The following is a 25,070-nucleotide window of genomic DNA, read 5'->3' as shown; positions in this document are numbered from 1 at the left end:
TAACACTTCCTTTTTCAAAGTTCTTTCCCAAGCTATCTTAGGTTTGTACTAGTTAAAGAAAGTGTACTGTATGGGTTTCCTTGTCGCAAGTTAAGTTTCCTAAGAAATCCTTATGGGTGCGCAAATAACCACCTATATTATTAGGTGGTTATTACCTCAACCTTTTACAGAACCGATTGTAATCCCAGCAACGATCTTTCTGGACACAAGAAGATAAAGTATAAACGTGGGCAGGAACACCAGAAGTGACGCAGCAAAAATACCCGAGTAATTACCAGTATTCGTATATCCTACTACGATGGATTGAAGAGCTAATGCTATTGGATGTCGATCCGGATTATTAGCAAAGATCAGAGCATAAAAATATTCATTCCAAATCCCCATCACATTAAAAATCGTTAATGTCAAAATACCAGCCTGTGCCATAGGTAAGATGATTTTGATAAAAGCTTTAATCGGCCCACATCCATCGATCGCTGCTGATTCCTCCAATTCTTTCGGAATGGATGCAAAGAACCCTGTAAGCAAAAATACAGCAAAAGGGACATTCGTAAAAATGTATACAAAGATTAACGTAAATGTTGAGCCTGTTAAATTCAATGAATAAAATAACGAAAACAACGGGATCGAGATCAATAGCCCCGGAACTGATAATGCCGAGATAAACATTAAATCAACTAACCTTTTTCCCCTAAACTGAATTCTTCCCAATATATAAGCAGCCGGAGCTGCAACAACAATAATACCTACGCAAGAGGTTACCGTATAAACTAGACTGTTCAAAAAGTACAAGCCGATCTTCGTTTCTTCGAATAATCGGGTATAGTTAGAGAAATGAAATCCGCTCGCCAGTAGTTTGTTCGTAAATATCTCTCTTGTCGTGCTGAGTGAAGCAAGGAATGCGTATCCAAAAATAATAATTGTAAAGATAAGCCAGACTACTAATGGAACATATCGTATGATTCGAGTGATTGAGTGAAAACGCATATTGTCTCCTCCTTCCTAATATTCTAAACGATCCTTCCTAAACAACAGACCAATCAAGAAGGAAAATCCAATAATTGCAACAGTAATCAATACACCAATCGCAGCCCCTGCTCCAACATTAAAAGCTTGCGTATCAGAAATTCTCTCCCCACCAAATACCTTCAAGTACATATAATAGCCAGGAGTCATCGTATGTGGATCATTTCTCCCGAAAATGGAAGACCATACAAAGAAGTTAATGGCTGTAACCGTCCATAACACCAGCGTGGTCTTAAACACATCACGGAGTAACGGAAGAGTAATATGGAAGAACTGATATACTGTGTTTGCTCCTTCCAATAATGCTGCTTCGTAGTAATCATTAGGTATCCGATCCATGGCCGCACCAAGAATTAATAAGAAATAACCAATTGATCCAAAACAAAAAGCGATCAGCATGGATAAAAATAAATGCTGGTCATCCGTCCATTGAATATTGGCTAATTGTTCAAGTCCAAGAAGGCGAAATACATGTGTCAACAATCCAAAGGTTGGATTATACACATACTGAAGCCATATTACTGACATGACAACAACAGATACAGTATTAGGCAGGTAAATCAAGGCTCTCCAGAAGCCTTTGAAACGAACGCCGGAGGAAATAAGCACGGAGAAGAAAAAAGCCATAACGAAAACAATGAGTCCACCAATAATCCAAATCTTAAGCACATTTAATGAAGAATTTAAAAAATAGGAATTATGAAATAACCCCCAGTAATTGTCTAAACCAATAAATTTCCATTCACTGATACTACTGTTTATATTAGATATCTCGTAAAAGCTCATAAACACTGCCCGCAAGGTTGGATAAAAAAAGATCGACATATAAACCAGGATAGCAGGCAGAAGGAATAGCATAATAATCGGTTTACTAATTCTCATCTTTGTATCCCCCGCATCATAATGTGCAACTTATTCTTCCTTATACTTTAAAAAATCTATATGCAGCTGCCGCTATTGACCGCCACATATAGATTTACATTAAATCTAGATTGAACAAAAAGACTCGAGAAAAGGGAACGAAGTGACGGAGGGTAATTTTGGAATTGTTATGTTTTATTTACCGGCGTAGAATTTCTTAGCTTCCGCACTTAGCTTCGGCCCGAATTCTTCTGGCTTCAGTTTGCCAGTGATAAGTTCCATGAAGGTAGGCACAATGGTAGCAAGCGTAAAGTCTCCTCCATCACCAATACCTCCACCCCAAGGCATATTTTCTTTTGCATTTAGAAAAGCAGCTTCTGCTTCAGCAAGCATCGCAGGCCATTCAGAATCAATAGTTGCTGGGATCGCAAGTGCATCCTTCGCCATTTTTTCTTGTATCTGCTTACTAACGATATGTTTGATAAGCTCAAAAGCAGCCTCTGCATTCTTGCTCGATTTATTAATGAACATCCCTTGAGATCCAAAGATCAACCCTTGTTTTCCACCTTTACCGTTTCCATTTGGAACATCTGGGAATTGAAACGTGCCCCATTTGAAATCTGGTCCTGAGGTAGCAAGCACTTCATTCGGAAGCCATGTTCCATTTAGATAAGCGGCAGAACCACCAAGCACGAGATCTTGCTGAGCCGCAGGATATTTACTTCCGGCAATTTTATTAGAGAAAAAACCTTTAGCGTTTAAATTAGCCATATCTTTAGCGAATTGAAGAATGATTGGATCATTCCACATCTCACCGGTCTTATCCTGTACAAGCTGGCTTACCCAATCTGCCCCCATCGCATTTGCCAGATAGGATCCAATAAATAAGTCCCGATATGCGTCATCAAAGGTAAGCGGTGCTGAACCTGCTGCTTTGATTTTTTCAGCATCTGCAAGGAATTCGTCCCAAGTGGCAGGCGCTTTTGTTATCCCAGCCTTCTCATACACTTCCTTGTTATAGAAAAAGAGTACTGCATACGGTTGCTGCGGAATCGAATAAATACCTTCTTCTAAACCGTACTTTGTGGATAGCGATTGTATCCAGCTTAACAAGCTTGGAATCATTGAATCCTTTACTGACTTGCCTTCCATTCCGATGGATGGCTCCGCAAGCAAATCATCAAGCTTCATAACGTAATCTTTCATCCCTTGAATACCAGCTGGGCTACCTGGATCGGCTTCCCAGATATCAATTTGCTCTCCTCCATCCAAAGCAGGCTTGATCAATTTTAAGATATCACGACCGGTAAACTTCAGATCCACTTCAACTTCTGGATTAGCCGCCTTGAATTCAGCAACTGCAGACTCAATAACCTTCGCTTGTGGTTCAGTGCTGCTCCACATCGACCAGAATACTACCTTACCTTCTAGTCCAGAAACTTTAACTTCGGTGGTAGCCTCAGTTGTAGCTGTAGGGGTGTTCTCCTTAGTTGCTTCAGGCGGGGCAGCATTGTTCGTTGTATTGCTTGATCCACAACCAGCCAATAACGTTAGAACCATCGACATAGCAAGCAACAAACCTGTGAGCTTCTTTTGTCTTTTTTTCACGTGTGTAGCATCCCCCTCAAATATGAAAGTGCTTTCACAAGTAAGTATATAACGAAGCAACTCAGGTCTAACATCGACGATATTGAACAAAGCATGCACAATTTTATCTAAATTTTAATCACCTTCAGCATCCTAAAAAAAAGAGAGCTTCGATTAAAATCATCGAAACTCTCTCTTGGTTTAAGCTCCAACTATTCTAAAATCAATGTTATTAGGCGGTGGATTTAAGGTGATAGCTTCCTTCATTAATTCTTCAGATAATACATTGTTTCTGCTCTCTGCTAGCTTCTTAGCTTGATATTTATACCACAGCTCCACAATCGTAACTTCACCTTCACGAATCACAGCAAATTCTTTCTGGAATAAGTTTAATAGGAATTCATTATGATCCAACTCCTGAGCAGCAGCTCCAATAATAATTTGAAGACGATCACTTTGCCTGAACTCTTCAGGAAGTGATTCGTACACACTCCAAGCCTTAGCAAATTGTTTATTTCTAATCAACATGCTAATATACTCATCTGCAAATGCTCTGTCTGGAAAGCCATTGTATAAAGAATACGCCAGTTCATAATAGACCAGAGCCTGATCTGCCTCTCCTCTCTGTTCAGAGGTAATCGCCAGATTACGATAAACCCAAGCAGATGGCTTCAATTCAAGCGATTGATGCCATGCAGTTATAGCTTGATCTTCCAATCCATGCTCATAGAGCATAGTGCCGTAATGCAAGTAGGAATCCCACGTTTGATTATCTGCATGCTCTAGACTGGTACGAAGCAATTCCATCCATTCTTCTTGGACCATCCAAGAGGCCGGAATATCTTGCACATCTCCCTCTGGCAAACCACCTTCTTGTAACAGGCCTAACCATGGAAGTTGCGGTGCTGCAATACTGGATTCCAAGAATAAAAATCCATCCGGAATCGACCTTTCAGCATGAGCTTTTCTGCGAATGTCCTCGAGTGCTCCCCAGCCTGAGCCTGAGTGCAATAGTTCTGATGGTGTTAAATTAGCATAAGTTTGCAACTTCTCATGAAGAATATACACTTCATCTTCTTGCAATTGTTCATTGACTTGCGTTTCAATAAAATCCCGAGCCTCAGACCAATCCCTTTGATTTGCCTTATGTGCATCCACCTGAGTAACACCGAATATTTGCGTGAAATCCCATATTGAATTCGCAGGCATATCTAGTCCATGCATCTGTGTTGGAGCAAGCCCTGCTTGTATCTCAACATAATTACCTTCGCCTGGCTTCGCTAAGAAATCGCACCATCTTCTACCACCTGCATGGTTGCCCCAGCAAAATAACTTACGATATCTTAAGAGGCTAGTCGAACGTTCGTAGAATAAACTACCATCCTCATAGGCAATCGCTTCCCACGGGGATTTATAATCTGCTTCTGTCTGAAAAAAATACTCGTTAGAGAAAGGAATTCTCATTGGATATGACGAGTCTTCATTTGGAACTGAAGGAAGCACTGGCAAATCTCCCAATCCAAACCCCTTTACTTGGTGATCAATATAGATAACCTTACTAGTGGATGAGAATACTCTTGATTGCAAGGTTTCCGGTGCTGCAATATTTGTCCAATAATACATAGGAACCGACGCTTTGCTATCATTAATGATTCTTACATAGACAGAGAGTTCCTTAGCCCCTTGAGGAAGATGAAAATCAATATGCCAAAAAATGTTCTTACAACGCTCATATTCATAAATTCTTAGAAATTCATTGCCATTATCATCCATCAATTTGGCAGCATGTACGGGAGATGCGGTCGTAAAGGTGTGACCTACCTGTCCCACATTCCATTCAATCCCTCCAGAGAACCAAGCGTTAAGAATCGCTAAATTAGCCGGTTGAAAGACAGGATTTGTATACAGTATATCTTTATTCGTACGTTTATCTTTAAGCGAATAGAGTCTACCTCCATACTCAGGTAAAAAGACTGCTTTTAAGATGTCATTTTCCAATACAATCGACTTCATAACCATCGGTTTTCTTTCACGTGTATAGCGATCCTGCATGCGATAAGGTAAATATCTCCCACCTGTATGTTCACCCAGCTGCTGTCTCAATTCTGGCGTAAGTGTACCATTATCCCCCACTTTTGTATGATGGTCTCTGTTTCTGAACATTGGAAGAGGATTCTCTCCTTCTAATAATGCGCCTTCAAGAGTTAATGTTGAAATGACTACACTCATTCACGTCACATCCAATCCCATATAGTTAATCCAATTTTACACTGCTAAATGCTAAAGCTACCATTAACAGAATTGAACAAAACCTGTACGATTTAGGACACTCAATAAACAGGTTTATTCTTTAGAAGAACTTAATTCCCGCACACTCTTGGTTATTTTCTCAACCTCATCTTGCCACTGTTTAACAGTCAGCGTATTGCTCATTAGGCCAGTTATGGGGTTCCATATTGCCTCTACGTCTTTGATGACTAGCTGCGATGCTTGTTTCCATTGAAAAACAATCGGTGCTACATCTTTTTGAGATATCTGAACGGAATCATAGAATATTGGAGAAGTGTATGGCTTTACGATTTCCAGACCATTTTTAACCGTGACTATACCTTTGGATTTCTCCGCATTTAATTGAACGATATCATCATTGTATTGATAACGCAGGAACTCCTTGGCAAGTTCAATATTCTTCGCCTTGGCGGGAATAAACAGGCTATCCAAATAGGACATGACATACCTCTGATCCCCCTTATTAAACACAGGTGGTGCGAGAAAACCAAATTCGAATCCTTCTTCGCGTGGAGTGCCTTTCATTTCATTCTCTATCCATATTCCGCAGGGAATGAACAATGCCTTACCTTGTAGAAAAGCAGCCTGTGCTTGTGTATGGCTTAACTTAACGGTTCCTGGCATGACATAACCTTTTTGTGCTATAGCACTCAACACCTCAGCTATTTGTCTGACGGAATCGGACCTAAATGCATCCTTCTCATAATTTTCCGCCTTCCAGACGTCTTCCATCCCCCCTACAGATGCCACTGACGGCCAGAAAATAGACTCTAAATAACCCGGAAACAAACCTTGGTAGGTAAATAGTGATCTTCCATCCTTCTTAGCGAGCTCACCTAACTTCAAGAATTCATCCCATGTCTCTGGGAGCTTCCAGCCTTTTTTCTCAAAAAGAGTCTTGTTATAGATTAGCCCCATTGGAGAGGTATAGAACGGTGCGGCATAAATTTTTCCATCCCCTAAGGGATTAGCATAATCTAAAATACCATCCAGCATTTTATTCTTAAGAGGTTCTTGATTATCGAGAGCATTCCCTTCAAATACATCCGTCAAATCGAGTAATAATTTATCTCTTAACATTTCTTCAATCATACCTGTCGTCTCACTCTGTGAGATATAAATGATATCGGGTGGATTACCAACTGCGATTTGCGGTTTAAGTATTTCCATGATCTTGGGGCTTGCAGTCAAATTAACAGTTACCCCTGGATAGTCTGATTCAAATCGTTGTTTCACCGCAAGCCAATAATCCTTTCCTTGCCCTCCCTCAAATACAGCTAAGTTCAGAATTTTGTTCGCGAACTCATGTTTCACTTGGGAGGATTGTATTTTGCTCAGGCTCGAATCTGAAGGAGTACATCCTGCACTAGCCCATAATAATAGGATCACACCTGCGAATATTAAACTATTTTTAATAGATTCCACATATTTCATAACAGGTGCCTCCTCCTTGGACTTATTTAGTTGCGAGTAATTTCTTACGGAAATCTGAAGGACTAAGCCCCACGATCTTCTTAAATACCCGATTAAAATAAAACGGATCATCTATCCCCACCTGTGAAGCCACCTCTTTAATCCTCGTATCCGGAAGCTTTAACAATTCAATCGCTTTATTGATTTTTAGTTCATTCATATATTGAACAATGCTTCTACCCGTATCTTGCTTAAATACACGGCATAAGTAATTAACATTCATATTTACTTCTTGAGCGAGACGGTCAAGCGTTATTTTATTCTCAACATTCTTCTGCAAAATCTCCGTGATTCGAAGTACTTCTTTGCGATAAATATTACTTTTAACTTGATACAATAGATTAATGGCTTCCTGCATCGCTTGTTCAATAGATAGACTAAGCCCTTCCATAGACTCAGCTTGTGAAATATCACTCTCAAAACTCTCTAAGAGCGTTGTTGCCCCTACTCTATTTTGTTCAGTGGATGATAGTACTTGTGTGTTCCATTTTAAGATCAAGTTGTCTAGGTCAGATAATAATCCCAAAAGGTGAAATTTTAAGGCTGAAGGGTCCCATTTGATTTGTTTTGCCTCATTAAATAATATGCTTATATTCTCCAATACTAGCTTTGTGTTCCCTACTTCAACTGCTGCTTTGACTTGATCCAACCATTCCACATAATTAATGGAGTGTAGTGACTGGGTTAACTTTGAATGCCCAGCAACCAAGACAGATGCAGGCCCCGTATAAAAGTTGTTTGTAGATGCTCGCAGACACAAAGTGTATTGTTCTCTCAGCTGCTTCAAACCTACGAATGCATCACTTAATGTAATGCTGACACTTAAATTCAAATACAGCTTAAGCATCTGCACTAAGTTATTCATCAACAGTAACCAACTGGGTTCGTCAGAATAACCGCTCTGTTCATAAACTATAACAATATACTGATTACTCTCCATCTCTATGAAATCAAATGCAAAGTGATCAGACACGGTTTCTTTCACAATATTCGCTATAGAAAAGCTAAGTAGCCTCTTGTTATTAATTTTGCCGTTACTTAGCGCCTCCACATAATCATCGATTCTTATCATAATAAGATTACCAGCAAGTCTATCGAAGGGTATCCCGTACTTCTGTGTTTCTTGTAACAAATAAACCATGTCCTGCTCCTGATCTAAAAGAAGCTCTCTCCATATGCTGTTCCGTTGCTGAAGCTGCGTTTCATTAAGCTTAATTTTCATATGAATGTCCTGTTCTTTAAGCTCTCGTTCCGTTAATAATTGCTCCGAGATCTTCGTCAGCAAGACAATCAGCTCATCTGGCTTAAGCGTCAGCTTCAACATATAATCTTCTGCTCCAAGCTTCATGGCTTCCCGCACGTAAGCATAATCATCATAATTACTAAGCACCACAAACTTCCCAGTGAATTTGCGTTCGTTGAGCGTTCGGATTAATTCAAGTCCATCCATGTTAGGCATCACTAGATCCATAATCACGATATCGATCGATTCTGTCTCTATGACCTCAAGAGCTTTGTATCCATCTGCAACAGCACCCATTAATTTAAAACCATATTCATCCCATTTTATTAGTGTACTAAGTGCAATCCTCACTATTTTCTCATCATCCACAATTAGTATCCGCATCAGCTGAGTCCTCCTGAAGTGTAGAAATATAAGGTATCGTGATGATAACATCCGTGCCTTGATCAGGCTTACTCCAAATCTCTAATCCATAGGGGTCTCCATAATGTAATTTGATTCTCTCCCGTACATTTCCAATACCGATATTTGCTAATCGATTCTCTGAATGATTATCTTTAAGTTGCAATATCTCCTGTAACTTCTCAGCACTCATCCCTTTCCCATTGTCGCTTAACTTAATCTTTAACACCTCTCCGTTCAATTCAGCAGTCATTGTAATTCTAGGTTCCATATTCTCGCCGCTTAGTCCATGAATAATCGAATTCTCTACAATGGGCTGAAGCAAAAATTTCAACACTTGAGTATCTAATAACTGTTCAGGAATTTGCACATCAACCTGTAATGACATCCCGTATCTAATTTGTTGAATAACGACATAGTTCTTGATGTTCCGAAGCTCTTCCCCAAGCGTTATCCGTTCATTCTTCTGAACAATTGTACTTCGAAGTAATTCAGCCAGTGCACCTAAACCATTGCTTACACTATCCGCCTGACTTAGCATCGCCGTCCATTTTAACGAACTCAATGTATTAAATAGAAAATGCGGATTAATTTGTGCCTGCAACATTTGTAGCTCAATACCCCTCTTCTGTGCCTGTTCTTGCTCCACACGGTCAATCAATAGTTTGATTTCCTCGATCATGGCTTCAAATTTCCCTGAAAGGTATCCGATTTCATCCGGATGATTGTCGTTTATTTCTACCTTTAAATTACCTCGCATGACCTGGTTCATTCCACTCACTAACTTCTTAAGGGGGGTGGAGATACTAACAGAGATGAAGGTTGCAAATAAGGATGAAACAACTACACATATGACGGCAATGAAGAACATTTCATTTCTAATCTCTACAGATCCCATATTCAAGTAGGCTTGCGGAATTAAACTAATTACATTCCAATGAAGTACCTCATTATGTGTATTTAAGAAAAAGTAGGGTTCTGCCCGCAGCGTTACTGTCCCCGTCTCCATACGGGAATTAATCAAATGATTTAAAGTACGATTAGCTTCCAAATCTTGATCCGACTGAAACAAGTGGTTGTTGCTCGTCAATATTTCTCCTGCATCATTCATAATGATTTGTTCACTACCCTGTCCCATATTAATGCTTCCAAACAAAATCTGTGAGAATAATTCCTCATCAATCCCCATAATGACGAACCCTACAGTTTCACCCGATCCATATGAAAGTGGAATCCTCCTAGACATTGAAAGGATATTATCACCAGCTGTGGTATGGGCTGTGGTCCAGATATCTGCACTTTTATTCTGTTTGGCCTGAGCAAATATTCGCTGTTTATCCTCTGTAGTAAATTCTTCGTATCCATAATCGTACAGAACTTGTCCATTATTAGTTAGAATCTGTAGTGTTTTGATTGTAGCAAACAGCCAAAATTTATCGCTTAACACAGTGTCTTCAAACTTCTTATGTATGTTACTAATATCAAGATCACTCAATCTATTGTAGCGGAGCAGTGCTTGCTGAATATCTCCATTCAACATGATTTGATCGGCGAAAGTCTCATATTTGGCCACTTCTGTTCCGATCTTGCTTCCTAAGAGGCGTAATATATCATTTACAAAGGTAGTTGTCTTAGAGGTGATTGCTTCATTCGATTTATGGTAAGCTAGAAAGCCGAAGGTGCACAGTGGGATAATAGCCAGCAGCAGAAATGAAATCATTAAGCGTCGCTGAACTTTTGACTTTCGAAGTAATTTAATCATTTACGTACACTAAAGTTAGATTCATATCGTTAAACCTCCTAATAACAGATCATCTGAAGTAAGTATTCAAGCGGTGTAGAATTTAGCCCTTTCACATTAGTACAGGGTCTCGCATGATATAGGAATCTCTCCCTCGTCCCCCTAATATAGTTTAGGAAGAAGGGCGGGATGCACATGGGTACCAAAAATGATCAAGAGCAAAGGGCTATCTTTCTAGCTGCTATCTGCGGACAGACCTATGCGCAGTTCTCAAATAAAGAGGGTTCGTTCGTCGTTCCATTAGATTATCAGATCGTGGATACGATTGAAGCAAGATCCATCAGCGAGGTGTGGGAACGCTTTGGATTTATTTTGGAATCTCCACAAGAGATTATCGTTGCTTTCCGAGGAACCAGCTCCACAACCGATTGGATGTCAAACGTTATGGCCTCACAAGAGAGATTCAATTACATTAAAGAAGATACCCTTACCCACCGCGGTTTCACGAATATCTACTCATCAGCGCGCGATGGGATTATCTCTACACTCGCTAAGTTATCTCCCGATAAGACCTTATACATTACTGGTCACAGTCTTGGCGGAGCACTCGCCACTTTATGTGCTATTGATCTTGCGGCCAACACCTCGCACATCTCACCTATTCTGTACACCTATGGTTCACCACGTGTAGGCGATCCGAACTTCGTTAATGCTTTTAAACAATATGTCCGCAAGAGCTACCGTTATGCCAATCTCTTTGATGTTGTTACCTACGCGCCTCCACATGTATACAGGCTACCTAAACGGGAAACGAAGTACTATTACAGTCATGTCCACACTTTTTTATCACTGTCATTTCAGAATGGATCGGCAAGTGGTAATCATATGATCAGCTACTATTTCACAGAGCTATCCAAGCTTCAACCGCAATACTCCGAGGAACTTTGTCTAACGAACCCAGGATTCTGTCCAGTTGTAAATAACCCCATCATAAGCGCATCAATTCCACCAACTGCACCTCATGCGGAGACAACTTACTAATTAACGAATAGGTGCTCGTTATTTCGACTTGTTCAAAGGTCAGTTGCGGGCAGCTCGCTTGCTTCAAATAATTAAGGGTGTCAGCATCTATAGGATGAGGCGCCCCCATTCGTACCCACAGGTCGAAAACGCTTCCATTTTGTCTGTTAATTGTATGTCTTTTGATCGTATACGAGCCTGGCTGAATATCTGTAAGCTCCAACGTCAACTCTATGTCTCCACCTTCTTCGAACACATCGTATCTATTCATGCGATTAATGAGTGAGGCATCACCTTTTTGGTACAATGAATCGATATGCGCGTAAGCATACATCATCACCTGCAGCCCCATATCACTACTAGTAATGTAATATCCTTCCCCTTGATGAATGAATTGGCGGCCTAACTTTGCAAGCAGTTTAAACGCGTAGAAGGATGGCTTTGGTATCCCGTTATATGTCATCAGCCCCAAACCTCCATGAAACGTTTCTGACGACATTTTGAACTCCTCTAGCAAATCCGTAGCCGTCCAATAACCAAAACTATGGAGACCATCCATATTTTCCAGTACATTTTTCACGATATAGGCTGCCTTAAAGCATGTATCATTCACTAAATCACGGTGTGAGCCTGTGGCATTCCATTCTGTCATATGCAGTTCAGGAACATCACTTCCCATAGCTTCCGATACGGTTTTCTTCAATTTATTAATGACTCGCGATAAATATTCTGTATCCGCTGAAAGCTCTATTTTCTGAAACAACACATCCGGATTCTCTTCATAATCCACCTGAATCACTTGAGTTGATCTTAACGATTCATCATACGGATAACTGTGAAAGGATATAAAATCAGGCTTTACGCCTCGTCTGCACACATCATTCATAAACCTTGTCAGCCAATCTGACTGCATTAACGTAAGAGATAAAACACCTGGCCCCCCCACACGTAGCTCAGAATCTATGGATTTGATGGTTTGAAATGTTGAAATGAACAGTTCACAGTAAGCTTCATAAGTATCTGGCCAAAAAATATGGATTTCCGGTTCGTTCCACACCTCGAAATACCACTGCCGCACTTCATGAATGCCATATCTATGGATGTAATGTGTAATAAACTGATGAATCATCTGATTCCACTTACCGAGGTCCTTAGGACTACCCACCAAGCTCTTTTTATAAAAAACAGAACTAGCTCCCTCTCCCGCAAGCTGGCGTGGTAAAAAAGAAAGCTCTAAAAACGGTTTCAATCCGGAGCACAGTAAAAAATCAAATAATGAATCGCTATAAGCAAAGTTTAAGCTCACTTCTCCCCGCTCATTCTCGCCATAAATCATCATCTCATCATCAAAAATACCGTGAAACCGTATATACTGAAACCCAATCTCCTGTTGCATTTGCTTGATATGTCTTTGTACCTCTGCAAACAATACCTCATTGGCCTTTCCCACCGTCATGAGCTTCTTCCAAGTATGCGCAAGCTCCTTGCTTTGGTTAGATTTTACCGAAATCTCATGGGTCTGCTTATGTATATGAAGGGCAACTGGTAGATTGGAAGTAGCTGATAAATTCTTGTTAGGCAGATATTTGAAAAGCGACTCAAACGCCTGTGTGGGATTCATGTCAAAGTAGTTAAACTGGGCCACACTGCTTTTCTGAAATGAACTGCGTCCGTCCAAGACCGTCTTCCGGTATTCTCCAGGCGTCTGTCGATAGAACTCTTTAAACACCGCATTAAAGGATTTCAGGTTGGGAAACCCATGATCATGAGCGATCTGTGTGATGGATAGATTGGTAAGCGTCAAATCTTTTACAGCTTTATCCAAACGCACCGCATTCACATATTTGGTAAAGGAAGTACCCATATACTCTTTGAAAAAACGCGACAAATACGGAACGGTCAAATACTCCTGAAGAGCCAACTGCTGGATGTTAATTGCCCGATTGTAGTTCTCTTTGACATAAGAGGTAATTCGCAATAGCCGTTCACGATGCTTATCATCATGTTTCTCAGGACTTTGGTCTTGTTCACGAAACCCTTGCATGAGTAAATAAGTTAAATTAAGAAGACAGGACTGTATGCGTAGATGATACCCTTGTGGGCGCTTATTGTGGAGCAGCATCATCTCAGCCAGCAATGTACGAAGTTCATCAAACTTAGATTGTTCTTCATAGCTAGCAGCCGCAGAATTACAATCGAATAACATTCTTTCGATCTGAGGTTCAATCAGAAGTAAATAAGAAACTGGAATTTGCAGCGCTAGCACCAAATTATTCTCTTCAGCTTTAATCGCATGAATTTCATTAGCATTAATCAAGAACAAATCTTCTTCATTTAACTCTCTAAATCTGTCCTTTGTGAAAAGTTCAAGTTTCCCCTTGAGTACGAATAATATTTCAATGCTATCATGCCAATGATTCGGGACCTGATGGGTACTGTGCAAAAACATGTGGACCGGAAGATGATCGTCCATCTCAATATTTTCGTAGGTGTAGCTTTGCAACTAGCACCCTCCTCTCACTCTCTCAATAAATGTCTTATGCCCTATTATATTATAAAAAAAGCGATTGAATAGAACTATCCTATTCAATCGCTTGATACTATTACAGATGACTATAAATTCTGATTATAGTTGTGTATCCCAATAGCCACAAAACGGATCCACAGGATTAATTCCTTTAAAGGAGGAACGTCCCACAAGCTTCTCAATCAGTGCATCTACCACATAATTACTTGGTGAATAGGCATTAATGAACGTTGGTATACGCGGGACGTCGATCAAATGATAAGGATTCGCTACAGAAATGAACATCGTTGGCATTTCTTGAATAAACCATGGCATGTCTGCCCCAAATGGAGGTGCCCAATTAATCCGTACAACGGTTTGATTACTATGGGTCTCCAGATTTGAGATATAGACCGAAGCATCATAGTGATCCGTTAACGCTTTTACACCTCCGAACATGGCACTGAAATCAACTTCACTCTTATTAAAGAGCGTTACCTCGAATCCTTCCTCTTTTAGCTTGGAAATGAAGTACGGTGCAATATCTGCCCCTCCGAATAATCCTTCCTCGCCTCCTAGTGTGAATACCAGTAGACGTTTGTGACTCTCAGGACTAATGGGGAGCATCTCCTGTGTATCCTTCACTAATGTAACTGACTCATCTGCACATTCCTGAGCCCAACGCACATGCTCTTCGCAAGCAAGGACGGAAAGGGCTTCTTTTTCTGGAACGAGCGTGCCTTGTTGTTTCTTCTTATGAAGTCCCAGCGCAGCTTTCACTGCAAGAATACGAGTCACTGCTTCGTTCACGCGTTCCTCCGTCAGAATGCCGGTCTCAATTCCTTTCATCATATAGGCAAAGTCTTCTTCTAAACTCTTGTTAAAGAGGAACATATCACAACCTGCAGCTATGGATGTCGGAACCGCTAGCTCCCGCTTCATTGCCATCGTGAATCCCGCCATTGGCGTAGCATCTGTAGTAATTAATCCATTAAAGCCGAGCTTGTTACGCAATAAATCATTTAAAAGCTCAGGAGCTAACGTTGCAGGCATAATCTCCAAATCTGTAATCCCCGGACGTAATTCTCTAGAATAGGCGGGATGAGCGATATGCCCTACCATAACCGTATGCGCGCCAGCTTCTATACAATCCGCATATACCTTTCCAAAGGTAGCATCCCACTCTTCCACTGAAAGTGAGTTAATAGAGGTCAACAAATGCTGGTCCCTTTCGTCAACGCCATCTCCAGGGAAGTGTTTAATAGATACCGCCATGCCATGATCTTGAATCGCTTCGGTATAAGCCTTGCTCATGCGAGCCACTCTCTGCGGATCAGAACCAAATGTTCTAACGTTGGTTATCGGGTTACGGAAATTATAGTCGATATCGAGAATGGGTGCGAAAGCCCAGTTACAGCCTACAGCACCACCCTCCCGCGCGGCAATGATCCCAAGTTTACGAGCCATTTCGGTGTTATCCGTCGCCGCCACTTGCAGCTGCTTGCCGAAGAAAGTACCCTCTGCCGCAGAACCATTACCTCCTGCTTCAAGATTAGCTGCAATTAGAAGCGGAATATCCGATGTATCCTGCAAGTAGCGATGTGTTTCTTGCACCATCTCTCCTGGACCGGGACGGAACATAATCCCGCCAATCTTAATCCCTTGTGTCAAAAGTGCCAGCTGCGTCTTATCATCGGTGAACCCGATCGGGCAAAATAACTGCCCGACCTTGCCCGCCAAATCCAGAGAGGCTAAGGTTTGTTCTACCCATTTAATCCCCTCATCATCTAGATGAAACGGTTTAGCTTTCAAATCTATCATGTCTTTTATCTCACTCTCCCAGATTTATTTATTGGAATTCAATAGATTAATCAGCTCATCTAACCCTTGTTCCGTCATAGCACCTTGACTGAACATAACCATTGCACGAATCGGCATGTTGCGCATCATCTCGATCATCATATCCGAGCCATCCTGAAGCATGGGCATCATCTCACCAGCTTGTGACAGCATGGCTTGAATAATAGCAGCAGCCTGTGGATCTCCCATAAGATCACCTATAGTTGAATTACGGGTATAGGATTTAGCAAGGGATACAGTTGATTCAACAACCACAGACTCAACAAGCAGGATCTCTTGGGAAGAAGCTCCCACCAAAATTTCAAATTCACCGGTTTCCACATGCCAATCTTTCAGCTTCACGTTATAATAAGCAAACGCTCTGCTATCAAGCGTAAAGCTTACCTGCTTCGTTTCCCCAGGCTGCAGATCTACCTTCGCGAAGCCCTTTAACTCCTTCTCTGGCCGCACCATATTACTGAGTACGTCTTTTACATATAGCTGTACTACTTCTTTGCCTTGCATAGCGCCAGTATTGGTAACTTTCACGCTTACTTGCAGCGTGTCAGTATCTTTCAAAGAGTGCGAACTTACCGAAAGATCAGAGTATGCAAATGTTGTATAGCTGAGACCATAACCAAACGGGAATAAAGGTGCAATTCGCTTAGCATCGTAGTAGCGGTATCCTACGAACAATCCTTCCTTGTATTCAACGGTATCTCCTTCGCCAGGGAAATTTAAGTAGGAAGGATTATGTTCCAGCTGCAAAGGGAAGGTCTCTGCCAGCTTACCTGATGGGCTTACGTTTCCGAATAACAGATCGGAGATGGCACCACCAAGCGCTTGCCCACCTAGATAACCCTCAAGCACAGCTTTGACGTTGCTGATCCAAGGCATTTCAATGGCCGATCCGTTACTCAACACAACGACAGTGTTAGGCTGAACATCAGCGACTGCTTCGATCAAGCGGATCTGACTCTCTGGAATACGAAGATGAGTCCGGTCGTAGCCTTCAGACTCATAGCGCTCTGGCAATCCGACGAACACAAGCGCCGTATCTGCTTGTGAAGCGGCTTCTATGGCTTGCCCAATAAGTTCCAGACTCGGCTCATCGCTATCAGAAACGTAACCTTGAGAATAACTCAATTTCGCATATGAACCCGCTTCTTCTAGAAGGCTGTAATATATATCATCCAACCTAGTTGGCTTGATATGTGAGCTTCCACCACCTTGATACCGTGGATTACGGGCAAAATCACCGATCACCGCATAGGATCCCTCACGTTTCAGAGGAAGAAGCCCCCCCTCATTTTTAAGAAGTACCATACTTTCTCTGGCAGCAACTCTAGCTAATTGGTGATGTGCCTCAGGATCATAGGAAGCATTTTCTTTGTCATTCTCAACAGCTTTGAAAATTATAGAGAGCAAGCGACCCACCGCACGATCCAGTGCTGCTTCAGATAATGTTCCGCTCTGAACCGCATCGATAATCTTCTGATCACCGGCACCATTACTTGACGGCATTTCTAGCTCCAAACCTGCCGCTAAGCCTTTAGCTCGCTCATTCACCGCACCCCAGTCAGAAACTACGAACCCTTCATGTCCCCATTCTTCTTTTAATATATCCGTGAGTAAATACGGATTCTCTGAAGCATACTCACCGTTCACCTGATTGTAGGAGCACATAACGGTCCATGGCTGCGCTTTTTTCACCACGCTTTCGAAGCTCGCCAAATAGATTTCCCTTAGTGTACGGTCATCTACAATTGCATCTACAGACATACGCCGATGCTCTTGATTATTTGCAGCAAAGTGTTTTAACGAAGTTCCAACGCCTTGGCTCTGAACACCTTCAATATGGCCTATTGCCATCTCGGAGGATAAATACGGATCTTCAGAGAAATATTCAAAATTGCGGCCGCATAAGGGTGAACGTTTAATATTAACTCCAGGCCCCAGTAAAATAGAGACATCTTCTGCCTGACACTCTTCCCCAATGGCTGCGCCCACCTGCTTGATTAGCTCCCGGTCCCAAGAACAAGCCATTCCAGCTCCTGCCGGAAAACAAGTAGAAGGGACACTATCGAATATACCCAAATGATCATTCCCAGCTTTTTGCTTACGCAGACCATGTGGACCATCTGTCATCATGATGGATGGAATACCTAGTCGTTCGACGGCTTTTGTCTGCCAAAAATCTAGTCCTGAGCAAAGACCTGCTTTTTCCTCTAAAGTCATTTGTGCAATAATTTCTTGAATGTTAGGTACCATGTTCATTTCACTCCTTATGAATGACTAGTTTCTTTACATAGCGATAGAAGAATTGCGACGTTCCTCGAGCTCACGCATCATAACGGGTTGATCCTTGTCAAGACGATAGAACAACAGCAAAGTAATCATAATAATTTGGCCAATAATCGGTGCCCACAAATAGTTAAATGAAATCGCAGCTAATGCGGATTCTGACTGCGCCGTGGAGTTAGCTACATAACCACCCATCGACAATATCACCCCACCAAGTGCTCCACCGAGTCCCATCCCCACCTTAACCCCAAAACTAGCAGCAGAATAAAGTAGGCCTTGTGCCCGAACACCTGATTTCCACTCCCCATAATCAACCGTGTCGGCCATCATTGCAAAAATCAGACCTGCTCCTACTCCCATGCCAAGCCCGCTTATAAGAAGCCCTGCCAACAGCACCGGAACAGAAAGGGCATTCCCCCCAGTAATTGCAATAAGGTAGCCAATGATAGAAACCACTGATCCCATAATAATTGTGTTCCTTTTTCCAATTTTCTTCACTACAAAAGGAGCGATCACCATCGAAAATATCATCAACAATTGCATCGAATTCACGATAGGAATGAGTTCAGGCTTTTTCATATAATAGGTCATATAATAAATGCTGGTCTGTCCTTGTATCGATGTTGTGATCCACAGGAACAAGCTCATCAGAAGCATGATCAACCAAGGCACATTGCCTTTGAGCGCTTTAACACCTTCTCGCATCGGAAGCGGTTTTTCATCAATGGCTTTTACTCGTTCTTTAGTGTTCGCAAACATGTTTAGAAACAGCAGCAGTGCAATGCTTGAGAACAAGATCATGGTGACCAGAAAACCCTTTGCTTGATCGCCACCACCAAAAGCTTTCACAAGCGGCATCGTTCCAGCACTAACTGTAACAACCCCAATCACGGCGAATATCATACGAACCGTATTGATCACTGTACGTTCATTAGAATTACTAGTCAGACTTGGCAGGATTGCAGACAGTGGTAGATTAATACCGGAATACATAATACCGAGCACGGTGTACGAAATGTATGCGTATACAAGTTTGCCCGTATCACCAAAATCCGGCGTCAAAAACATAAGTACTGCAGTCAAGCTGAAAGGAACAGCAAGCCAAAGAAAATAGGGTCTGCATTTCCCCCACTTTGTTTGCGTGCGGTCAATCATAACACCAATGAACGGCTCGACGATCGCGTCGATTACCCGTGCAACAAGAAATACCACAGCTACCGCACCTGGGTTCAGACCAAACACATCCGTATAGAAGTACATGAGGTAAAGTGTTGTCATCTGGAATATCAGATTTGACGCGGTATCCCCTAGCCCATAACTGATACGCTCTCTCCATGGCATTTGATTTTCATTCATACTACCATCTCCCCTGCGCCGCATTTTGTTAGCGCTTTCTTAATTGCATTGTACTGAAGCTGATTCTTTTAAACTGTCCGTATTTTAACGAAAATAGGGGGCATTTTTATCTTTTAACAGAGCGGTAGCGGTATGTTGACTATTAGGATACAGATCAACCTTAAAGAGCTTACAGAACAGCAGCATACAAGTAATTGTAATAAATGCTCCAAATAATACATCCGTTGCAAAATGATCTCCCATAATGACGCGGCTAGTCGAGGTGCTGATTCCCCACACTACCGCACAGACAAGCATGATATTGCGCCATTTATTAGCGAAAGGCATAAACATCATCCACAGCATCATGGTCCAGCCATTGGCAGAGTGACCCGAAGGAAAGGATTTGTATGCTTCCGTTGTGACGCCGTTCTCTTGAATGCCTTGGGGGAGAAACCAGCTTGTAAATAGAGAATAATCGCCCTCCATATTACGAAAACGCATCCTGCCCCAAAAGATTTTGAGGACATTTACAAGCAGAATCTCCGCGAATACGATCACGATAGCTGCCCAAGCAGCACGATTATACTGTCTTAGCGTTTGAACAGCTATACGGTTCAATAGCCATTGACACAACGTTGCAAATAGTACGGTTATAATTAAACTGTTGATCATAACATGATCTCCATCCAGCCCATACCCACGAGTTAAAGTAATCGTTATAATACCAAATCCACTAAGTAGGATGAAAAATCCGGACACCAGACGGACCATAATCTTCTTTATCAACCGTTCATTTCTAACCGTACTAAATAGAATACTCCCAGCTGCGAATAACACTAGAAAAGCTGGATGTTCTCCATATACCTCAAAAAACCAACCAAACCGCGATTCATGTTCGTTATACAGAGCTTTGGATAGATTCAGATCATTAAACGTAAAGATCGTCATTAACATGACCCATACTATAAGAAATCCCCATATAAAACGTTTTGTCCCTTTTGTCGTCATCTCCTCATCCCCTTTATACTCATTTAGGAAACGCTTACATTTGAGATTATAAAGCTCCATTCATGAATTCGGATAGGCGAATAATAACTAAAACTAGGGTAGATTTTAACCCTCCTCTTATGTGAAAAAGTGATCAATACATCAAAAGGATCGTTTATCTACAATAAGCAAAAAAGCCTAATCCCTTGTACACACTGAAAGGAGATTAGGCTTTATGGTACAAACGATTAGAAAAGAAAATAAACTAACACCACACCTTCAACTAACAAAATCAGTGAAACGATATGTTGTTTCGTATGCTTTAAGAATTTCCAATCAATAAATGACTGAAATCCTAGGGAAATAATTATGAATACAATCCAAAACCACTTCATTCCCATCCCCTGCACGCCATCAGCTATCATTATGACAATTACCGAAATTAATCCAATAAGTCCGAGTATTAATTTACCTTTTATATTTAGCTCATTACCGTCGTCAGAAAGTTTTTCTTTATCCGGGCCAACAATCCATATCCTTAGAAAAAAACCAGAAAAAGCAATAATTAATAATAAAAATGGAATGATCAATCCTGATGCCCTCCTTCTAAGAAGTTATTCATATTTATTTCTTATCATTAGTTCTTTGATTTCTCTTAACTCATTTAATATTTCTTTTGATATTTGCGTACTTCTAGAGTTATCGATGCCTAATTTAATCACGAATACTCCAAGCAAAAAATAGATGACTAGCATTACGATAATACTCAACTTATCTCCACTCCCCTCTTTATCGTTTGATTCTTAAAAGATGTAGTTAGTGATACCTTAATTATTCCTATGATACCATAATAAGGGTGTATGATTAACGCATGAGAACTTGTTTCTAACTTGACAAAAGATCTGCATTTTCGATAGTATAGATAATATCTCGATTATCAAGATATTCGATTTTCGAGGGTATTTTGAAGCCTGAACAATTTAAACTGAAAAGAGGGACCACAATGGCAGTACTTATTCTATACGCTACAAAATCAGGGGCAACAGAGCAATGCGCAAAGGTATTATCAGAAGAGCTTCCTCAGAGTAAGATCTGTAATATTGAAATAGAGAAGCCAAGTCTTGAGGCATTTGATAGCATTATTTTAGGTGCTGGAGTAAGAGACGAGAAAATATATAAAGCGATTCGTGATTTTATCAAAAAAAATAAAGATGAGTTACTAAATAAGAAGATGGGCTACTATATTTGTAACGAAAAACCAAAGACTACTGAGGAGTTAATTGAGAAGAATTTTCCGGATGATCTAAAACAAGCTGCGGTTTGCATCGAATCCTTTGGCGGTTATAAAGCCTATAAGGCTCCCAAAGAAGGTACTGATCAGCTCAAGGGGATTTTTGTAGATAAAATAAAAGAGTTTTCTAAGAATTTTAAATAGGGAATATAGAATTTTCTAATAAAAATCCTGTTATCCAGATATATTATCTGGATAACAGGATCTTTTTTAATAAAATATACTTAAATGGTTTATTACTACTTGATTGTCAATTCAAACTTCGCACCCACATCGCTTACAAATACAATCTTCCCGTTACTCGGAAGTTTAACTTGCGTAAGACCACTGACAGTAGAGAAATTCACACACACACCATTCGCATCATAAACAGCAAAGGAACCTTTAGGTGGTAGCCCTACTGTCATCAACTTGCCTGATGCTGTCTCAGGTACTTCATACCATCTCGCATATCCATCTGCTTGAATAGTCACCAATGATTGCGGGCCGGCATAGATAGGTTTAATGGCATCCTGCGTTATAAATAATTGGTTTCCAACCTTGAGATACTCCACGCCCTCTTTATTTTCAAAAACAATATCCGCAAGATCGCGCCCACCTAAAGTTGGAATTTGCACGGTCATTTCAGCTTTATTCGGCCCAGTTATTTTATTTGAGCCCATATAGCCCGGTGCATCAGGGAACATAGCAATTCCAGCTACTGGCATACTCATGTAAAATTGTGAGCTATACTTCTCACTGACATCAAAATACAATTTCCCTTGACGCTGCTGCCAAGCTGACAAGACCTCATTGGATAAAGCGTTTGCCTCTAGCTTTTCAGCCGAATATTGAGAAAGAGCAGTCTCACCAAGCCCTGGAATGACCCCGTATCCTTGAATCCAAAGGTAGACACGACCATTGCTTTCCTTCACAAAGCTGACTTTATTAGTACCCGTTGCATCTAAGAATTCACCGTTTGTATTATACGAAAATTTCTGAGCTGGAAATGTAGGTGCCATAATCGAAGATATACTCAATTCCCCAGCTTTACTAATCTCTATCTTCATCAGTTGTGTAGAATCAGCATAGACACCAGCATACTCCAGCAATCCCTGCGGCATAACCTCTTTGTTCGAAGCTTTAAATGTAGGTGTAGGTTTTAGTTCCTTGACAACTCCCTTTTCTTGTAGCGCACTGAGCAATATTTCGTTAGCAAGCATCTGATCGGTTGTGCTATCCCCACCAGAAGATACCACAGCTGCTGCCATCTGCTGATCAGGCAATACAACAAGTGAAGAATGATACAGAGTTGTATCCCCACCCTTTGTCAGAGCTTTGATCTCGTACTGATTGAATGGATATAAATTCACACTGTCCCAGCCCAATCCATACGCAAACGAATTATCTTTTCCTTTTGGCCACATTCCACGCTTGTACTCCTCTTGCTCCATCGCTTTTACTGATTTTTCTGACAGAATTTCTTTCGATCCTCCAGTGAAAATAGTTGCAAATCTCACCAAATCTTCAGCCGTAGAATAGATGCCCCCTGTTCCAATCACGTTAATCGTCTCTTGGGGTAAAGCGGCAGGATAGGTAGCATTGTATACACTTGCCAGCTGTCTAGAATCCACAGAATCTACTGGCGTTTTCGTATGCCCAAGCCCTAAAGGACCTGTAAAATTCTGATGGATGAATGTAGTGAAGTCCATTCCACTAACTTTCTCAACAATCAACTCCGCCAGCGTAAATCCATCATTACAATATACTGAGTAGGCTCCTGGATCTGCCTTTAGACGTTGAGTTGTCAAAGTCGCCAGCAAATTATCTTTGGCGATAGAATCAGAATCATTGAATAAGAAAGAGTTTGATAAATTCGAACCCCCAAGACCTGATGAATGATTCAGCAGCATTCGTACGGTGATTTGCTTATAACGTGAATCTTCCATCGTAAAATTATTCAGATACGATACGACAGGTGCATCCAATTCTACCTTTCCTTGATCAACGAGCTTCATAATAGAAGCGGTCGTATACATTTTACTCGTCGAGCCAATTCCATACATCGTTGTAGTGCTTGGTGCTGTCTTGCTCTCCACATGGCTGTATCCAGCTGTGCCGCTCATAACGATATTATCGCCATCGATAAGAGCATATTGGAGACTTGTCGTTCCTATCTTTTCCGTTAAGAATGCTGCCTTCTCTGCCGCGACCTTCTGAGTGTTCACATATGTTTGCGTTTTGCTGCTATCCGCTGCTAATGCATTCGTAGGAAGATAAACTACTAAAAGTAAAGATACCATCAACAGGGATATTATTTTCTTCTTCATACATTCCCTCCCGCTATGAATTTTCCATTCCTTTAAAGGGTAAATTATCCATATGAGAATGTAAAGGACGTTTATATCATTATCTAATCCATTAATTCTACTTTGTCTCCGATTCTGATTTCCCCTGTCTTAACTACAGAAGCGTACACTCCGAAGTGTAGTTCAAACTCTTGGTTTAGTTTTTTCAATAATTTAGGGTCTCTTTCCTGACTATCCGGGTCCATCGTGATAACCATACATCTCTCACAAAAACTATCTACCTGTAGCTGAACATCTCCTATGGAGAGCTGCCGCCCGATCCAATCCCCTTCGAAAAGAGATTCATCGCGTAGAGCTATAACAAAGTTCCCACGAAACCGGCGCTGATCTAAGGTATGTCCCCACGCAGCCTCTAGCTTCTTCAAACTAGCATCCGTAATGAGTAAAATACTGGCGCCATCCACCGATAACAATTGCGGGTGCTCTGGCTGTGGATGTGAAGCTTTTATACTAGACATGGTAATTCGCGTTTTAGTTTGGCTTTGGATTTCTTCCAATAAATGCTCATCCCACCCAAAGGTTCGTCCATCCGAAGACCTTACATGAATTTCTCCATTGATAAATTGCGCTTGGTAGGTCAGCATTTTAGGATTATTTCTAGCCGTAAAATACCGCCACCAGCCCTCTTTTGACTCATCATAAAAGGCACAGAAGCGATCCCCTAACATTCCATACGGTTCTATTACACAGGTTTCCAATCGTTCACCTGCAAATGACTTGACTGGATAGCGATTAATTTCTCTGATTTCACCAACGATTGATTGCACGGCACAACACCTCCACTTTCTAAAAATACAACATATCCTTTAATTCTA

At 41.2% G+C, this 25,070-nt stretch carries 17 protein-coding genes; 2 read left to right on the top strand and 15 right to left on the bottom strand.

Features of this window, described 5'->3' with window-relative positions; genetic code table 11:
* Positions 1 to 156: 156 nt before the first annotated feature.
* From ACQKMP_RS12265 to ACQKMP_RS12235, 7 genes are all read right to left on the bottom strand, one after another.
* Positions 157 to 987: a carbohydrate ABC transporter permease gene (locus ACQKMP_RS12265; protein WP_042189739.1), complete on the bottom strand. Its 831-nt coding sequence runs from the start codon at positions 985 to 987 to the stop codon at positions 157 to 159.
* A gap of 15 nt (positions 988 to 1,002) precedes the next feature.
* Entirely contained in the window at positions 1,003 to 1,908 is a 906-nt protein-coding gene (locus tag ACQKMP_RS12260; RefSeq protein ID WP_076286547.1) for a carbohydrate ABC transporter permease, read from the bottom strand.
* Between the two features lie 174 nt (positions 1,909 to 2,082).
* Entirely contained in the window at positions 2,083 to 3,495 is a 1,413-nt protein-coding gene (locus ACQKMP_RS12255) for an ABC transporter substrate-binding protein (RefSeq protein ID WP_427469469.1), read from the bottom strand.
* A gap of 180 nt (positions 3,496 to 3,675) precedes the next feature.
* Positions 3,676 to 5,703, bottom strand: coding sequence for a DUF5107 domain-containing protein (locus tag ACQKMP_RS12250; protein ID WP_427469468.1), 2,028 nt, complete (start codon positions 5,701 to 5,703; stop codon positions 3,676 to 3,678).
* 114 nt (positions 5,704 to 5,817) lie between these two features.
* Entirely contained in the window at positions 5,818 to 7,197 is a 1,380-nt protein-coding gene (locus tag ACQKMP_RS12245; protein WP_339265885.1) for a carbohydrate ABC transporter substrate-binding protein, read from the bottom strand.
* A 22-nt stretch (positions 7,198 to 7,219) separates the two neighbouring features.
* Entirely contained in the window at positions 7,220 to 8,863 is a 1,644-nt protein-coding gene (locus tag ACQKMP_RS12240; protein WP_427469467.1) for a response regulator transcription factor, read from the bottom strand.
* The gene (locus ACQKMP_RS12235; protein WP_427469466.1) at positions 8,841 to 10,643 is read right to left on the bottom strand and encodes a cache domain-containing sensor histidine kinase; all 1,803 of its coding nucleotides are present in this window, start codon (positions 10,641 to 10,643) and stop codon (positions 8,841 to 8,843) included. The genes ACQKMP_RS12240 and ACQKMP_RS12235 overlap by 23 nt, the downstream gene beginning before the upstream one ends.
* Positions 10,644 to 10,817: 174 nt before the next feature.
* On the opposite strand from ACQKMP_RS12235, the gene ACQKMP_RS12230 reads away from it, so the two are divergent.
* Complete coding sequence (locus tag ACQKMP_RS12230) at positions 10,818 to 11,663, top strand: lipase family protein (RefSeq protein ID WP_081393246.1); 846 nt, start codon at positions 10,818 to 10,820, stop codon at positions 11,661 to 11,663.
* Here ACQKMP_RS12230 and ACQKMP_RS12225 read toward each other — a convergent pair.
* The 6 genes from ACQKMP_RS12225 to ACQKMP_RS12200 all read right to left on the bottom strand — a co-directional run bounded on the left by ACQKMP_RS12225 (position 11,611) and on the right by ACQKMP_RS12200 (position 21,206).
* A complete protein-coding gene (locus ACQKMP_RS12225; RefSeq protein ID WP_427469464.1) occupies positions 11,611 to 14,145 on the bottom strand; it encodes a GH39 family glycosyl hydrolase in 2,535 nt (844 codons plus the stop codon). The two genes, ACQKMP_RS12230 and ACQKMP_RS12225, sit on opposite strands and share 53 nt — an antisense overlap.
* 123 nt (positions 14,146 to 14,268) lie before the next feature.
* Positions 14,269 to 15,969, bottom strand: a complete 1,701-nt coding sequence (locus tag ACQKMP_RS12220; RefSeq protein ID WP_427469463.1) for a glycoside hydrolase family 3 protein — start codon at positions 15,967 to 15,969, stop codon at positions 14,269 to 14,271.
* 24 nt (positions 15,970 to 15,993) lie between these two features.
* Complete coding sequence (locus tag ACQKMP_RS12215) at positions 15,994 to 18,258, bottom strand: beta-glucosidase family protein (protein ID WP_427469462.1); 2,265 nt, start codon at positions 18,256 to 18,258, stop codon at positions 15,994 to 15,996.
* A 33-nt stretch (positions 18,259 to 18,291) separates the two neighbouring features.
* On the bottom strand, positions 18,292 to 19,647 hold the full coding sequence (locus tag ACQKMP_RS12210; RefSeq protein WP_076286555.1) for an MFS transporter: 1,356 nt from the start codon (positions 19,645 to 19,647) through the stop codon (positions 18,292 to 18,294).
* An 84-nt stretch (positions 19,648 to 19,731) separates the two neighbouring features.
* A complete protein-coding gene (locus ACQKMP_RS12205) occupies positions 19,732 to 20,637 on the bottom strand; it encodes a phosphatase PAP2 family protein (RefSeq protein ID WP_427469461.1) in 906 nt (301 codons plus the stop codon).
* 227 nt (positions 20,638 to 20,864) lie between these two features.
* Complete coding sequence (locus ACQKMP_RS12200) at positions 20,865 to 21,206, bottom strand: DUF4181 domain-containing protein (protein WP_042189760.1); 342 nt, start codon at positions 21,204 to 21,206, stop codon at positions 20,865 to 20,867.
* Positions 21,207 to 21,619: 413 nt separating this feature from the next.
* Between ACQKMP_RS12200 and ACQKMP_RS12195 the strand changes: the two genes are divergently transcribed.
* A complete protein-coding gene (locus ACQKMP_RS12195) occupies positions 21,620 to 22,051 on the top strand; it encodes a flavodoxin domain-containing protein (RefSeq protein WP_339242364.1) in 432 nt (143 codons plus the stop codon).
* A 95-nt stretch (positions 22,052 to 22,146) separates the two neighbouring features.
* Here ACQKMP_RS12195 and ACQKMP_RS12190 read toward each other — a convergent pair whose 3' ends face one another.
* Together ACQKMP_RS12190 and ACQKMP_RS12185 are read right to left on the bottom strand one after the other, a co-directional pair.
* Positions 22,147 to 24,216, bottom strand: coding sequence for a serine hydrolase domain-containing protein (locus tag ACQKMP_RS12190; RefSeq protein ID WP_427469460.1), 2,070 nt, complete (start codon positions 24,214 to 24,216; stop codon positions 22,147 to 22,149).
* Positions 24,217 to 24,299: 83 nt separating this feature from the next.
* Positions 24,300 to 25,022, bottom strand: a complete 723-nt coding sequence (locus ACQKMP_RS12185) for an MOSC domain-containing protein (RefSeq protein ID WP_427469459.1) — start codon at positions 25,020 to 25,022, stop codon at positions 24,300 to 24,302.
* Positions 25,023 to 25,070: the final 48 nt, after the last annotated feature.

It is taken from the genome of Paenibacillus sp. NPDC101420 (assembly GCF_050277435.1).
In the GTDB taxonomy this organism is placed as follows: Bacteria; Bacillota; Bacilli; order Paenibacillales; family Paenibacillaceae; genus Paenibacillus_AQ.
This window is presented reverse-complemented; position numbering and strand designations above follow the sequence as displayed.

Coding starts and splice junctions, on each gene's coding strand:
- ACQKMP_RS12265 (WP_042189739.1), bottom strand. CDS start 987: ATGCGTTTTCACTCAATCACTCGAATCATACGATATGTTCCATTAGTA.
- ACQKMP_RS12260 (WP_076286547.1), bottom strand. CDS start 1,908: ATGAGAATTAGTAAACCGATTATTATGCTATTCCTTCTGCCTGCTATC.
- ACQKMP_RS12250 (WP_427469468.1), bottom strand. CDS start 5,703: ATGAGTGTAGTCATTTCAACATTAACTCTTGAAGGCGCATTATTAGAA.
- ACQKMP_RS12245 (WP_339265885.1), bottom strand. CDS start 7,197: ATGAAATATGTGGAATCTATTAAAAATAGTTTAATATTCGCAGGTGTG.
- ACQKMP_RS12240 (WP_427469467.1), bottom strand. CDS start 8,863: ATGCGGATACTAATTGTGGATGATGAGAAAATAGTGAGGATTGCACTT.
- ACQKMP_RS12235 (WP_427469466.1), bottom strand. CDS start 10,643: ATGATTAAATTACTTCGAAAGTCAAAAGTTCAGCGACGCTTAATGATT.
- ACQKMP_RS12230 (WP_081393246.1), top strand. CDS start 10,818: ATGGGTACCAAAAATGATCAAGAGCAAAGGGCTATCTTTCTAGCTGCT.
- ACQKMP_RS12220 (WP_427469463.1), bottom strand. CDS start 15,969: ATGATAGATTTGAAAGCTAAACCGTTTCATCTAGATGATGAGGGGATT.
- ACQKMP_RS12215 (WP_427469462.1), bottom strand. CDS start 18,258: ATGGTACCTAACATTCAAGAAATTATTGCACAAATGACTTTAGAGGAA.
- ACQKMP_RS12210 (WP_076286555.1), bottom strand. CDS start 19,647: ATGAATGAAAATCAAATGCCATGGAGAGAGCGTATCAGTTATGGGCTA.
- ACQKMP_RS12205 (WP_427469461.1), bottom strand. CDS start 20,637: ATGACGACAAAAGGGACAAAACGTTTTATATGGGGATTTCTTATAGTA.
- ACQKMP_RS12195 (WP_339242364.1), top strand. CDS start 21,620: ATGGCAGTACTTATTCTATACGCTACAAAATCAGGGGCAACAGAGCAA.
- ACQKMP_RS12190 (WP_427469460.1), bottom strand. CDS start 24,216: ATGAAGAAGAAAATAATATCCCTGTTGATGGTATCTTTACTTTTAGTA.